This window comes from Lelliottia nimipressuralis, assembly GCF_004115925.1.
GTDB classification, from domain to species: Bacteria; Pseudomonadota; Gammaproteobacteria; order Enterobacterales; family Enterobacteriaceae; genus Enterobacter; species Enterobacter nimipressuralis.
This window is the reverse complement of sequence record NZ_SDDX01000030.1, coordinates 1-13,898: the sequence shown is the minus strand read 5'-3', so window position 1 is coordinate 13,898 and position 13,898 is coordinate 1. Positions and strand designations below refer to the sequence as shown.

The window sequence follows — 13,898 nt, the reverse complement described above, 5'->3', positions numbered from 1 at the left end:
TATAGGCAACCTGACGGCAATTTGACTCAGTAAATTCCTGACTTTGCGGCGCATTACCCAGCGCGGACTATGCTTTTGCATACGATTCACAAAAAGTTGGAAAGCTATGTCCAGATTCTTTTTTAATGACCGCAAACAGCTGGTCAATGACGCCATTGAAGGCATACTGATCTCCGCGCCACACGGCAATTTGGTCAAACTCGATATCGATCCGGCCATCCGCGTGGTCGCGCGCAGTGACTGGGATAAGAGCCGAGTGGCGGTGATTTCCGGTGGGGGTTCCGGCCACGAACCGGCGCACGCCGGATTTGTCGGCAAAGGGATGTTAACCGCTGCAGTGTGCGGGGATCTGTTTGCGTCCCCGAGCGTCGACGCGGTGCTGAATGCCATCGTGGCGGTGACGGGCGATCGTGGTTGCCTGCTGATCGTTAAAAATTACACCGGCGATCGCCTGAATTTCGGCCTCGCAGCGGAAAAGGCCAAACGCTACGGACTGAAAGTCGAGATGGTGATTGTGGCTGATGACATCGCGCTTCCGGACAACAAACAGCCGCGCGGCATTGCGGGTACCGCGCTGGTCCACAAAATTGCAGGTTTTGCGGCCGAAAAAGGGAAATCGCTGAGTGAGGTCCGGGATATTGCGCAACAGGCCTGCGAAAACCTGTGGAGCCTGGGTGTGGCGATGCAGACCTGCAATCTGCCGGGAAGCGATGACGAAGAGGGGCGTATTAAGCAAGGGCATGTCGAGCTGGGTCTGGGCATTCACGGCGAGCCGGGGGCGTCGGTGCTGGATACGCAAAACAGCAAAACCATTATCGACAAGCTGATCGCGCCGCTCAAAGAGAAGGCGGGTGACGGACGTTTTGCGGTGCTGATTAACAATCTCGGCGGCGTGTCTGCGCTGGAAATGGCGCTGCTGACGAAAGAGCTGGCGCATTCGGCGCTACAGGATCAGATCGCGTATCTCATCGGCCCCGCACCGCTGGTGAGCTCGCTGGACATGAAGGGCTTTTCTCTGTCGCTGCTCAGGCTAAACGAGACCTTTGAACGGGCGATTAATGAGCCTGTCGAGACCATCGGCTGGCAAAAACCAGTGGCGTTTGCGCCGCTGCGCACGTTGCCGCATACGGCTATACAGGATCGCGTGGACTATGCGCCTTCTGACAACGCGCAGGTGGCGGCTTTGGTTGCGGCGGCGACGCAAACGCTGGTCGATCTGGAGAATCGCTTGAATGCGCTGGATGCAAAAGTGGGTGACGGCGATACGGGTTCGACCTTTGCGCAAGGCGCGCGGGACATTGCGCAGTTATTGCAAGAGAAGCAGCTACCGCTGAACGACGTCCCGAAACTGCTGCTGTTGACGGGCGAGCGACTGGCAACGGTGATGGGCGGATCGAGCGGGGTGTTGATGTCGATCTTCTTTACTGCTGCCGGGCAAGTGCTTCACGACGGCAAACCGCTGGCGGATGCTCTCCTCAGTGGGCTTGCGCAAATGAAGCAGTACGGCGGAGCGGATCTCGGCGATCGCACGTTGATCGATGCGCTGCAACCGGCGCTGGAAGCGTTGCTGAAGAGCGACCTCCAGGCTGCTGCACAGGCGGCGAAGAAAGGGGCCGACGCGACGGCCAGTATGCAAAAAGCTGGCGCGGGGCGTTCGTCGTATGTGAATAAAGAGAATCTGGACGGGGTGACGGATCCAGGGGCGGTGGCTGTTGCGGAAGTTTTTGCGGCGCTCGCGCGATAGTGTGAAATGTGCCGGGTGGCGGTTGCCTTACCCGGCCAACGATTGAGTGTTATCGGCCCGGTAAGCAAAACGCTACCGGGCGATTAATGTCAGAAGTCCGCTTTCAACACCACACGATAACGGGCTTTACCGTCACGCACATGCTGGATGGCTTCGTTGATTTTCGACATCGGGTAGAGTTCGGTAGTTGGCGCTACTTTGGTGCGTCCCGCGAACTTCATCAGTTTGCGCAATTCAAACGGGGTACCGGTCGCAGATCCGGAAATGCTGCGGTCGCCGCCAATCAGGGTGAATGCCGGAACCGGAAGCGGCTTCAGCACCGCACCGACGGTGTGGAAATTCCCGCCGTATGCCAGTGCTTCAAAGTACGGCTGCCAGTCGAGATCGACATTGACGGTGTTGATGATCAGATCGAACTGACCGGCCAGCGCTTTCAGCAGTTCCGGATCGCGGCTGTTGACCACTTTATCAGCCCCCATCGCCAGCACTTCTTTCTCTTTCGCCGGATTGGAGCTAAAGGCAGTCACTTCGCAGCCCATCGCGTGCAGTAATTTGATGGCGATATGGCCTAAACCGCCGATCCCAATCACGCCGACGCGGCTGGTGGCAGTGACGTGATGCATCAGAAGTGGTTTGAAAACGGTGATACCGCCGCACAGTAGCGGGCCGGCGGATTCGATATCAATGCTGTCGGGCAACGGGATAACCCACTGCCAGTCGGCGCGAAGTTTGTCGGCGAAACCGCCTTTATTGAGGATGGTAGGAACTGCGCCTTCCAGACAGTTGATCTGGTTGCCGCTAATACAGGCATCGCAATGGCCGCAGCTACGAGCGGTCCAGCCAATGCCGACGCGCTGGCCGACTTTTAGCCCTTTGTCCTGCGCTGCTGTACCCAGTGCCACCACGCGGCCAATCACTTCGTGACCGGCAACCAGCGGATAGCTTGAGATGCCCCATTCGTTGTCGATCATAGACAGGTCTGAGTGGCAGATCCCGCAATAATCGACCTGGACTTCGACGTCTTCTGCTTTCAGCTCGCCCGCATCGTATTCGTACAGTTCAAGGTCTGCACCTGCCTGCGGCGCGGCATAGCTTTTTATCTTCGACATCGTCTTTCCCCCGTTTTGGTGTGAACTGAGAGTGTAGAGCATTCAGTTTACAGCTGCTTAACAGAAGAGGGCGGGAAGGAGATTTACAGAGTTTTCAGCATCCTGACTTCGCAATCGACATGCCCGGTACAGCCCAGCGGCGCATCGATATGTTCAAAACCCAGGTGTTCATATAAGCCGATGGCTTCTTTGAGGAAGGCGGTCGTTTCGAGGTAACAGCGTTTAAAACCTTGCGCGCGCGCGTGATCGAGAGCAAGGAGCGCCAGCTTTTTCGCCAGGCCTTGTCCGCGCACGTTCGACAGGAAATACATCTTTTGCAGCTCGCAGATATCTGGCTCGCTGCAGCTCAGTGGCGCAACACCGCCTCCACCGACGACTTTGCCGTTCTGTTCAATCACCCAGTAGGCATGGCCCGGCTGGCTGTAAAGCTGAAACAGTTCGTCCAGGTTGGGGTCGGCGACGGTATAGCCTTTATCGGCCGTCAGGCCGTACTCCGCCGACACTTCACGGATAACCGCAGCGATCCCGGCATTGTCTTGCTCAGTGATCCGGCGCATAGCCGCTGCGACGGGGGTAATCACGCTCATAGCATTACTCATGACAAAAATTGACACACAGTTGCAGTTAATAGCACCACAGAAAGGGGAGTGCAAGCGAGGATAATTCAGGGAGGATACCCCTTGCCTGCGATCAGGCAAGGGGTAGAGGTATTACAGCGCGGCGATAACTGCCTGCTGCTCGATCAGTTTCGCTTTTGCATCGGCGAAGGCGACCAGACGTTCACGCTCTTTCGCGATAACCGCTTCAGGGGCGCGTGCGACAAAGCCTTCGTTAGCCAGCTTGCTCTCGATTTTTCCGATTTCCAGTTCGACTTTGGCCACTTCTTTTGCCAGACGAGCCAGTTCGGTCTCTTTATCGATCAGACCCGCCATTGGGATCAGCAGTTCGGCGCCTTCGATGATTTTAGTCACGGAGACCGGACCTTTGTCATCGGCTGGCAGCACGGTGATGCTTTCCAGACGCGCCATGTTTTGCAGGAAGCTACTGTTCTCGGTCACACGACGAATCGCCGTCTCGCTGCAACCGCGCAGCAGCAGTTCCAGTGGTTTGCCTGGAGATATATTCATCTCTGCGCGAATGTTACGGATTGCCACAATCGCCAGTTTCAGCCATTCGGTATCGGAAGCGGCTGCTTCATCCACCTGCGCGGCGTCGAACTCCGGGAACGGCTGCAGCATGATGGTGTCGGCAGTGATGCCTTTGATGACTTTCACACGCTGCCAGATGGTCTCGGTGATGAACGGGATGATTGGGTGCGCGAGGCGCAGCAAACCTTCCAGAACGGTAATCAGCGAATTACGCGTGCCGCGCAGCTCCGCTTCATTGCCACCATTCATTACTGGCTTGGTTAGCTCCAGATACCAGTCGCAGAACTGATTCCAGGTGAACTCATACAGAATGCCTGCTGCGATATCAAAGCGATAGGTATCCAGCGCTTCACGGTACGCTTTGATGGTCTGGTTGAATTCCGCCAGAATCCAACGATCCGCCAGAGACAGGGTCATTTCGCCGCCGTTAAAGCCGCAATCCTGATCTTCGGTGTTCATCAGCACGAAGCGGCTGGCGTTCCACAGCTTGTTACAGAAGTTGCGGTAACCTTCCAGACGTTTCATGTCCCAGTTGATATCGCGACCGGTAGAGGCCAGCGCTGCCAGAGTGAAACGCAGGGCGTCGGTGCCGTGCGGCTCGATGCCGTCCGGGAATTGCTTCTCGGTGCGCTTGCGAATTTTCTCTGCCAGCTGCGGCTGCATCATGTTGCCGGTACGTTTCTCCAGCAGATCTGCCAGCGAAATCCCGTCAACCATATCCAGTGGGTCAATAACGTTACCCTTGGATTTGGACATCTTCTGGCCTTCGTCGTCACGAATCAGACCGGTCATGTAGACGGTATGGAACGGAACCTGCGGCTTGCCGTTTTCATCTTTGATGAAGTGCATGGTCATCATGATCATGCGGGCAATCCAGAAGAAGATGATGTCGAAGCCGGAGACCATCACGCTGGTCGGATGGAACTGACGCAGGGCGTCGGTGTTTTCCGGCCAGCCGAGAGTGGAGAAGGTCCACAGGGCGGAGGAGAACCACGTGTCCAGAACGTCTTCGTCCTGGCGCAGGGCCACGTCAGCGCCCAGATTGTTTTCCTGACGCACTTCTTCTTCGGTGCGGCCAACAAACACATTGCCGTCGTTATCATACCAGGCCGGGATACGGTGACCCCACCACAGTTGACGAGAGATACACCAGTCCTGAATATCGCGCATCCAGGAGAAGTACATGTTTTCATACTGTTTTGGTACAAACTGGATATCACCGTTCTCAACCGCTTCGACAGCCGGTTTCGCCAGGATATCGGCACGCACGTACCACTGGTCGGTCAGCATCGGCTCGATGACCACGCCACCGCGGTCGCCGTAAGGAACGGTCAGATCGTGAGGTTTGATCTCTTCCAGCAGGCCGAGCGCGTCAATGGCCGCAACCACCGCTTTACGCGCAGCAAAACGTTCCAGTTTCTGGAATTCAGCCGGGATTTCAGAGGAGTAAACGTCAGACTCTTCGCCTTTGGTGTCATACACTTCCGCGCTTTCACGGATATCGCCGTCAAAGGTCAGAATGTTAATCATCGGCAGGGCGTGACGACGGCCAACTTCATAGTCATTGAAATCGTGTGCCGGGGTGATTTTCACACAGCCGGTGCCTTTTTCCATATCGGCGTGCTCGTCGCCAAGAATTGGAATACGGCGGTTCACCAGCGGCAGAACCACAAATTTACCGATCAGATCTTTGTAGCGCGGATCTTCCGGGTTAACGGCCACGCCAGTATCGCCCAGCAGGGTTTCTGGACGCGTCGTCGCAACCACCAGGTAATCTTTACCGTCTGCGGTTTTTGCGCCATCGGCCAGCGGATAGCGGATGTGCCACATGGAGCCTTTAGACTCGCGGTTTTCCACTTCCAGATCGGAGATCGCAGTGCGCAGTTTCGGGTCCCAGTTCACCAGGCGTTTGCCACGGTAAATCAGGTCCTCTTTGTACAGACGGACGAAAACTTCTTTCACGGCGTTGGAAAGGCCTTCATCCATGGTGAAGCGCTCGCGCTCCCAGTCCACGGAGTTGCCGAGACGACGCATCTGACGGGTAATGGTGCCGCCAGATTCGGCTTTCCACTGCCAGATTTTGTCGATGAACGCGTCGCGACCGTAGTCATGGCGGGTTTTACCTTCTTCAGCGGCAATCTTACGCTCAACCACCATTTGGGTCGCAATGCCCGCGTGGTCAGTCCCGGCCTGCCACAGGGTGTTTTTGCCCTGCATGCGCTGGTAACGGATCATGGTATCCATGATGGTTTGCTGGAAGGCATGACCCATATGCAAACTGCCGGTGACGTTCGGCGGCGGGATCATGATGCAGAAGGACTCTTTGCTTTCATCGCCGTTAGGCTTGAAATAGCCCTGCTCTTCCCAGTGCTCGTAAAGCGGCTGTTCGATATCTCGTGGGTTGTATGTCTTTTCCATTATTTCCAGGTTGCCGTATTCAGGTTAAAACCGGCCAGGCGGTACGCTTTGTAGCGTTCGCGCGCCAGTTGTTTCAGAGAATCTTCGTGAGGGACAAAGTCTACCACTTCTGTGAAAGCGGTGGCAAAATCTGCAAAGCCGATACGCAGGCTGATCAGAATATCGCGCGCGCTGCTGTTACGCTTTTGTGGCCAGGCAATCTCCACCGGTGCGCCACCGCGCGGCCCTTCTCCCGACAAATTATGCGGAACAAAACCTTCGGGTGGCCTTGCCCACAACGCTTCGTCAAGACGAATCGCCTGCGCTTCATCTTCACAGGCAATCAGGACGCGTTTACCGCTGCGCCAACGTTCTGCGGCAATTTCACACACCAGCTGCTCAACGGCGCTTAAGCCATCGACGGTGTTATCGTTGTCCAGAAGGTAGAACGTCGCATTCTTCATAATATGGGGCTTCTTTGGGTGGATTTAAACGCAAAGCCGGGGGTTACCCGGCCAGCGTACACCTTGTAGGTCCGGCAAGCCTGACGCCGCCGGACAACTGCGTGCAACTACTCTTCGCCGTTAAAACCGGCGCGGTTGAGCAGGAACTGCGACAGCAGGGCAACTGGACGACCGGTAGCGCCTTTGGCTTTACCGGAGCGCCATGCGGTACCCGCGATATCCAGGTGAGCCCAGTTGTACTTGCGGGTAAAGCGTGCCAGGAAGCAACCTGCGGTAATCGCTCCGCCAGGACGGCCGCCAATGTTGGCCATATCTGCGAAGTTAGACTCTAACTGCTCCTGATACTCATCACCCAACGGCAGACGCCATGCGCGGTCGCCCGCTTGCTCGGACGCGCCGATCAGCTCGTGGGCCAGCGGATTGTGGTTCGACATCAGGCCGGTGATGTGATGGCCGAGGGCAATCACACAGGCGCCGGTCAGCGTCGCCACGTCGATGACCGCTTCAGGCTCAAAGCGCTCCACGTAGGTCAGCACGTCGCACAGCACCAGACGGCCTTCGGCGTCGGTGTTCAGCACTTCAACGGTCTGGCCGGACATGGTGGTCAGAACATCGCCTGGACGATACGCGCGACCACCAGGCATGTTTTCACAGCCCGCCAGTACGCCGATGACGTTAATCGGCAACTGCAGTTCGGCAACCATACGCATCACGCCGTAAACCGCCGCTGCACCGCACATATCGTACTTCATCTCATCCATGCCTTCGGCAGGCTTGATGGAGATACCGCCGGAGTCAAAGGTGAGGCCTTTACCAACCAGCACGATAGGGCGCGCGTCTTCGGACGGATTGCCTTTGTACTCGATGACCGACATCAGCGATTCGTTTTGCGAACCGTTTCCGACCGCAAGGTACGAATGCATTCCCAGCTCTTTCATCTGCTGTTCGCCGATGACGCGGGTGACGACATTTTTGCTATAGGAATCAGCCAACTGACGCGCCTGCGAGGCCAGGTAACCGGCGTTGCAGATGTTTGGCGGCATGTTGCCGAGATCTTTTGCCGCTTTGATACCGGCGGCAATCGCCAGACCGTGCTGAATGGCGCGCTCGCCGCTGGTCAGCTCGCGACGGGTTGGGACGTTAAAGACCATTTTACGCAGCGGACGACGCGGTTCGCTTTTGTTGGTCTTCAACTGATCAAAACTGTAGAGGCTTTCTTTCGCGGTCTCAACGGCCTGACGCACTTTCCAGTAGGTGTTGCGACCTTTCACGTGCAGTTCGGTCAGGAAGCAGACGGCTTCCATTGAGCCGGTATCATTCAGGGTATTGATAGTTTTCTGAATGACCTGCTTGTACTGGCGTTCATCAAGCTCGCGCTCTTTACCGCAACCAATCAGCAGAATGCGCTCGGACAGCACGTTGGGAACATGGTGCAGTAACAGCGTCTGCCCAGGTTTGCCTTCGAGTTCGCCACGGCGCAGCAGGGCGCTGATATAGCCGTCACTGATTTTATCGAGTTGTTCGGCGATCGGGGAGAGTCGGCGTGGTTCAAAGACGCCCACAACGATGCAGGCACTCCGCTGTTTCTCCGGGCTACCGCTTTTTACACTGAACTCCATGCACTACGCTCCTGAATCTTAAAGACAACGACGGCTGCTACGGATAGAATTGAAACCTTTCGTAACTCATGTCCGCTGTTGTGGTGACTTCGTGTTAATCTTACGTTACTACGGTTTCGACACGTCAAAAAATATCCTGAAGCGCGACACCGCCGGGTTTTTTAATCTTAGCGATGTTTTCGACGACTCAAGAGAATAAATGACGTTTAAGCCATGAAACAAGCAATTTTCCAGCAAAGAGACGGGTTTTTACGGGCGTATTTAAAGTGATAATCATAAGATATCTGGTGCGGGAGACGCTCAAAAGCCAGCTGGCGATCCTTTTCATCTTACTTCTGATCTTTTTCTGTCAGAAGTTAGTCAGGATCCTCGGCGCGGCGGTAGACGGCGAAATCCCAACAAATCTGGTGCTTTCTCTGCTCGGATTAGGCGTGCCCGAAATGGCGCAGCTTATTCTGCCGCTAAGCCTTTTCCTCGGCCTGCTCATGACGCTGGGAAAACTCTATACCGAAAGTGAAATCACCGTCATGCACGCCTGCGGCCTAAGCAAAGCCGTACTGGTGAAAGCCGCGATGGTGCTGGCACTGTTCACTGGTATCGTGGCGGCGGTAAACGTGATGTGGGCCGGCCCCTGGTCTTCCCGACATCAGGATGAAGTGCTGGCCGAAGCCAAAGCCAACCCTGGCATGGCGGCGCTCGCGCAGGGCCAGTTCCAGCAGGCCACAGACGGCAGCTCCGTCCTCTTTATTGAAAGCGTTGACGGCAGTCGATTCAACGACGTGTTCCTCGCCCAAATCCGTACCAAAGGTAACGCCCGCCCTTCCGTGGTGGTCGCGGATTCCGGTCAGCTCTCGCAGCGTAAAGACGGCTCTCAGGTGGTGACGCTGAACAAAGGCACCCGCTTTGAAGGCACCGCGCTGCTGCGCGACTTCCGTATTACCGATTTCCAGAACTATCAGGCGATTGTCGGCCATCAGAACGTGGCGCTCGATCCAACGGATACCGAGCAGATGGACATGCGTACCCTGATAAACACCGATACCAATCGCGCGAGAGCGGAACTGCACTGGCGTCTGACGCTGGTATTCACCGTGTTTATGATGGCGTTGATGGTTGTGCCGCTGAGCGTGGTTAACCCGCGTCAGGGCCGTGTGCTCTCGATGCTGCCAGCGATGCTGCTGTATCTGGTGTTCTTCCTGCTGCAAACGTCTATTAAGTCGAATGGCGGCAAGGGCAAGATCGACCCGATGATCTGGATGTGGGTGGTCAATGGCCTGTACCTGCTGCTGGCAGTGGTATTAAACCTGTGGGATAGCGTGCCGATGCGCCGCATACGTGCCCGCTTTGTACGTAAAGGAGCGGTGTGATGCAGGCTTTCCGCGTTCTTGACCGCTATATCGGTAAAACCATTTTCACCACCATCATGATGACGTTGTTCATGCTGGTGTCGCTCTCAGGCATCATCAAGTTTGTCGACCAGCTGAAAAAAGCCGGGCAGGGGAGTTACGACGCACTGGGCGCCGGGATGTATACCATTCTCAGCGTGCCAAAAGATGTGCAAATCTTCTTCCCGATGGCCGCGCTGTTAGGCGCGTTGCTGGGGCTGGGGATGCTGGCCCAGCGCAGTGAGCTGGTGGTGATGCAGGCTTCGGGCTTCACCCGTATGCAGGTGGCGCTGTCGGTAATGAAAACCGCTATTCCACTGGTCCTGCTGACGATGGCGATCGGTGAATGGGTCGCTCCTCAGGGCGAGCAGATGGCGCGTAACTATCGTGCGCAGGCCATGTACGGCGGCTCTTTGCTCTCAACTCAACAAGGCCTGTGGGCGAAAGACGGTAACAACTTCGTCTATATCGAACGCGTAAAGGGTGATGATGAGCTGGGCGGTGTGAGTATTTACGCCTTCAACGATCATCGCCGTTTACAGTCCGTGCGTTACGCAACCACGGCGAAATTCGATCCGGCGCAGAAGCTCTGGCGCCTGTCGCAGGTGGATGAATCGAACCTGCAAGATCCGAAACAAATCACCGGTGCTCAGACCGTTTCGGGCACCTGGAAGACCAACCTGACGCCTGACAAACTGGGCGTGGTGGCGCTGGACCCAGATGCGCTCTCTATCAGCGGCCTGCACAATTATGTGAAGTACCTGAAGTCGAGCGGCCAGGATGCCGGGCGTTATCAGCTCAACATGTGGAGCAAAATCTTCCAGCCGATGTCCGTGGCGGTAATGATGCTGATGGCGCTGTCGTTCATCTTCGGGCCGCTGCGTAGCGTGCCGATGGGCGTGCGTGTGGTCACCGGTATCAGCTTTGGCTTTGTTTTCTACGTGCTGGACCAGATCTTTGGCCCGCTGACGCTGGTCTACGGTATTCCACCGCTGATCGGTGCGCTGCTGCCGAGCGCGTCGTTCTTCCTGATCAGCCTCTGGCTGCTTCTCAGACGCTCCTAATCGCACCTCTTCCTCACTCCCTAATCGCCGGGAGTGAGGCTAATCTCCTGATTCACGCCGCACTTTTTCACACAACCTTCAACGCCTTGCCCGGAATTTGAGTATTATTGAGCGATGAAGTCGTGAAGGGATCCCCTATGAAGCAAATTCGTATGCTTGCGCAGTACTACGTCGACCTGATGATGAAGCTCGGCCTGGTGCGTTTCTCATTGCTGTTGGCCCTGGCGCTGGTGGTGCTGGCGATTGTCGTGCAGATGGCGGTAACCATGGTGCTGCACGGCCAGGTCGAAAGTATCGACGTTATCCGCTCGATCTTCTTCGGCCTGCTGATCACTCCGTGGGCGGTCTATTTTCTCTCGGTGGTGGTGGAACAGCTGGAAGAGTCGCGCCAGCGGCTCTCCCGTCTGGTGCAGAAACTGGAGGAGATGCGCGAGCGTGACCTCAAGCTTAACGTCCAGCTGAAAGACAACATTGCGCAGCTGAATCAGGAGATTTCGGATCGTGAGAAAGCGGAAGCCGAGCGTCAGGCGACCCTTGAGCAGCTGAAGGTTGAGATGAAAGAGCGTGAAGTCACGCAGATTCAGCTGGAGCAGCAATCCTCCTTCCTGCGCTCGTTCCTCGACGCTTCACCGGATCTGGTCTTCTACCGCAACGAAGATAAAGAGTTCTCCGGCTGTAACCGGGCGATGGAGCTGCTGACGGGAAAAAGTGAGAAACAGCTGATTCACCTTAAACCGCAGGATGTCTACTCGGAAGAGGCGGCGGCCAAGGTTATCGAAACCGACGAGAAGGTGTTCCGCCATAATGTCTCTCTCACCTACGAACAGTGGCTGGATTATCCCGACGGGCGCAAAGCCTGCTTTGAAATCCGCAAAGTCCCTTATTACGACCGCGTGGGCAAACGCCACGGCCTGATGGGCTTTGGCCGCGATATTACCGAGCGTAAGCGTTATCAGGACGCGCTGGAGCGTGCCAGCCGCGACAAGACCACCTTCATCTCGACCATCAGCCACGAGCTGCGTACGCCGCTGAACGGCATCGTGGGGCTTAGCCGTATTCTGCTGGACACGGAACTGACCGGCGAACAGGAAAAATACCTCAAAACTATCCACGTTTCCGCCGTGACCCTCGGTAATATCTTCAACGATATTATTGATATGGATAAGATGGAACGCCGAAAAGTCCAGCTGGATAATCAGCCTGTCGACTTCACCGGATTCCTGGCGGATCTGGAGAATCTCTCCGGTCTGCAGGCGCAGCAGAAAGGGCTGCGCTTTGTGCTGGAGCCTTCGCTGCCGCTGCCGCATAAAGTGGTGACGGACGGTACGCGTCTGCGCCAGATCTTGTGGAACCTCATCAGCAACGCCGTCAAGTTCACCCAGAAAGGGGAAGTGGTGGTGCGTATTCGCTTCGATGCAGGCGATATGCTGCACTTCGAAGTGGAGGACTCCGGCATCGGCATTCCGCAGGAAGAGCAGGACAAAATCTTCGCCATGTATTATCAGGTGAAAGACAGCCACGGCGGGAAACCGGCAACGGGCACCGGGATTGGCCTGGCCGTTTCGCGCCGTCTGGCGAAGAGCATGGGCGGAGATATTACCGTCTCCAGCCAGCAGGGGAAAGGCTCTGTCTTTACACTGACGGTACATGCGCCTGCGGTTGCAGAAGAGGTGGAAGATACCTTCGAGAACGATGAACTGCCGCTGCCAGCCCTTCATGTTCTGCTGGTGGAAGATATTGAGCTGAACGTGATTGTTGCCCGTTCTGTGCTCGAAAAACTGGGTAACAGCGTCGATGTGGCGATGACCGGGACTGCCGCGCTGGAGATGTTTACACCGGGTGAGTATGACCTCGTGCTGCTGGATATTCAGCTCCCGGATATGACCGGGCTGGACATCTCCCGCGAGCTGACGCGTCGTTATACACGCGATGAATTACCGCCGCTGGTGGCCCTGACCGCTAACGTTCTGAAGGACAAAAAAGAGTACCTCGATGCCGGTATGGACGATGTGCTCAGCAAACCGCTGGCGGTGCCAGCCCTGACCGCTATGATCAAAAAATTCTGGGATACCTGTGATGAAGAGGAGAGCACGATGACGCCTGTAGAGAGCGAAAAAGCACAATCACTTCTGGATATCGCCATGCTGGAGCAGTACATCGATCTGGTCGGGCCGAAACTGATCACCGATGGGGTGGCAGTGTTCGAGAAAATGATGCCGGGCTATTTAAGCGTGCTGGAGTCCAATCTGACGGCGCGCGACCAGAAAGGTATCGTCGAAGAGGGGCACAAAATTAAAGGCGCTGCCGGATCGGTCGGGTTACGCCATTTGCAGCAGTTGGGTCAGCAGATCCAGTCTCCGGATTTACCGGCGTGGTGGGATAACGTGGGTGAATGGGTTGAGGAGATGAAACAAGAGTGGCAGAACGATGTGGATGTGTTGAAAGCGTGGGTGGAAAATACCAAAAAATGACCCCGGCTAAACCGGGGTGCGCGAATACTGCGCCAACACCAGGGAAATCTTGGCAGCGCCTGTTTTTTTAGTATTGTGACTGCATGGACGCTGCCCGAAAATTTAGGCCGCACGCAGTTAAGATAGCAAATCTTAAATGATTTGTTACAGGAATCAGTGAAATGTGTGAAGCATAGCGTTTTAATCAGAATTTTTAATGTGCTTCAGATAGTTGGAGAGAAGGGACGGCGAAATGAAAAAGGTAGGTGTTGTACTGAGCGGCTGCGGCGTTTACGACGGCGCAGAGATTCACGAGTCAGTTCTGACGCTGCTCGCACTGGCGAAACAGGGTGCAGAAGCGATCTGTTTTGCGCCAGATAAAAGCCAGACGGATGTTATCAATCATTTATCTGGTGAATTAATGCCGGAAACCCGCAATGTGCTGATTGAAGCGGCGTCGCATTGCCCGTGGCAATATCCAGCCGCTGGCACAGGCCAATGCCGAGGAGCTGGATGCC

9 protein-coding genes and 1 pseudogene are annotated in these 13,898 nt (G+C 55.8%); 5 read left to right on the top strand and 5 right to left on the bottom strand.

The window, feature by feature from the left end; translation table 11 throughout:
• Window positions 1-106: 106 nt before the first annotated feature.
• A complete protein-coding gene (locus ETG88_RS20540; protein WP_129036295.1) occupies window positions 107-1,744 on the top strand; it encodes a dihydroxyacetone kinase subunit DhaK in 1,638 nt (545 codons plus the stop codon).
• Between the two features lie 89 nt (window positions 1,745-1,833).
• On the opposite strand, the gene ahr is transcribed toward ETG88_RS20540, so the two are convergent.
• From ahr to pepA, 5 genes are all read right to left on the bottom strand, one after another.
• The gene (gene ahr, locus ETG88_RS20535) at window positions 1,834-2,853 is read right to left on the bottom strand and encodes an NADPH-dependent aldehyde reductase Ahr (RefSeq protein ID WP_102105500.1); all 1,020 of its coding nucleotides are present in this window, start codon (window positions 2,851-2,853) and stop codon (window positions 1,834-1,836) included.
• A gap of 83 nt (window positions 2,854-2,936) precedes the next feature.
• A complete protein-coding gene (locus tag ETG88_RS20530) occupies window positions 2,937-3,440 on the bottom strand; it encodes a GNAT family N-acetyltransferase (protein WP_100778714.1) in 504 nt (167 codons plus the stop codon).
• 123 nt (window positions 3,441-3,563) lie between these two features.
• Window positions 3,564-6,419 (bottom strand): valine--tRNA ligase, encoded by a 2,856-nt coding sequence (locus tag ETG88_RS20525; RefSeq protein ID WP_129036294.1) that lies wholly within the window; start codon window positions 6,417-6,419, stop codon window positions 3,564-3,566.
• Window positions 6,419-6,862: a DNA polymerase III subunit chi gene (gene holC, locus ETG88_RS20520; protein ID WP_100778716.1), complete on the bottom strand. Its 444-nt coding sequence runs from the start codon at window positions 6,860-6,862 to the stop codon at window positions 6,419-6,421. The genes ETG88_RS20525 and holC overlap by 1 nt, the downstream gene beginning before the upstream one ends.
• 107 nt (window positions 6,863-6,969) lie before the next feature.
• Complete coding sequence (gene pepA / locus ETG88_RS20515) at window positions 6,970-8,481, bottom strand: leucyl aminopeptidase (protein WP_100778717.1); 1,512 nt, start codon at window positions 8,479-8,481, stop codon at window positions 6,970-6,972.
• A gap of 266 nt (window positions 8,482-8,747) precedes the next feature.
• On the opposite strand from pepA, the gene lptF reads away from it, so the two are divergent.
• The 4 genes and pseudogenes from lptF to ETG88_RS20490 form a co-directional block, all read left to right on the top strand.
• Window positions 8,748-9,848 carry an LPS export ABC transporter permease LptF gene (gene lptF, locus ETG88_RS20505; protein ID WP_100778718.1) on the top strand — a complete coding sequence of 367 codons (1,101 nt, stop codon included), beginning with the start codon at window positions 8,748-8,750 and terminating at the stop codon, window positions 9,846-9,848.
• The gene (lptG, locus tag ETG88_RS20500; protein ID WP_129036293.1) at window positions 9,848-10,930 is read left to right on the top strand and encodes an LPS export ABC transporter permease LptG; all 1,083 of its coding nucleotides are present in this window, start codon (window positions 9,848-9,850) and stop codon (window positions 10,928-10,930) included. Before lptF ends, lptG begins: the two co-directional genes overlap by 1 nt.
• A gap of 137 nt (window positions 10,931-11,067) precedes the next feature.
• Window positions 11,068-13,401 (top strand): aerobic respiration two-component sensor histidine kinase ArcB, encoded by a 2,334-nt coding sequence (gene arcB, locus ETG88_RS20495; protein ID WP_123428230.1) that lies wholly within the window; start codon window positions 11,068-11,070, stop codon window positions 13,399-13,401.
• Window positions 13,402-13,633: 232 nt separating this feature from the next.
• Window positions 13,634-13,898: pseudogene (locus ETG88_RS20490) on the top strand (type 1 glutamine amidotransferase family protein); the annotation flags it as partial.

Coding starts and splice junctions, on each gene's coding strand:
- ETG88_RS20540 (WP_129036295.1), top strand. CDS start 107: ATGTCCAGATTCTTTTTTAATGACCGCAAACAGCTGGTCAATGACGCC.
- ahr (WP_102105500.1), bottom strand. CDS start 2,853: ATGTCGAAGATAAAAAGCTATGCCGCGCCGCAGGCAGGTGCAGACCTT.
- ETG88_RS20530 (WP_100778714.1), bottom strand. CDS start 3,440: ATGAGCGTGATTACCCCCGTCGCAGCGGCTATGCGCCGGATCACTGAG.
- ETG88_RS20525 (WP_129036294.1), bottom strand. CDS start 6,419: ATGGAAAAGACATACAACCCACGAGATATCGAACAGCCGCTTTACGAG.
- holC (WP_100778716.1), bottom strand. CDS start 6,862: ATGAAGAATGCGACGTTCTACCTTCTGGACAACGATAACACCGTCGAT.
- pepA (WP_100778717.1), bottom strand. CDS start 8,481: ATGGAGTTCAGTGTAAAAAGCGGTAGCCCGGAGAAACAGCGGAGTGCC.
- lptG (WP_129036293.1), top strand. CDS start 9,848: ATGCAGGCTTTCCGCGTTCTTGACCGCTATATCGGTAAAACCATTTTC.
- arcB (WP_123428230.1), top strand. CDS start 11,068: ATGAAGCAAATTCGTATGCTTGCGCAGTACTACGTCGACCTGATGATG.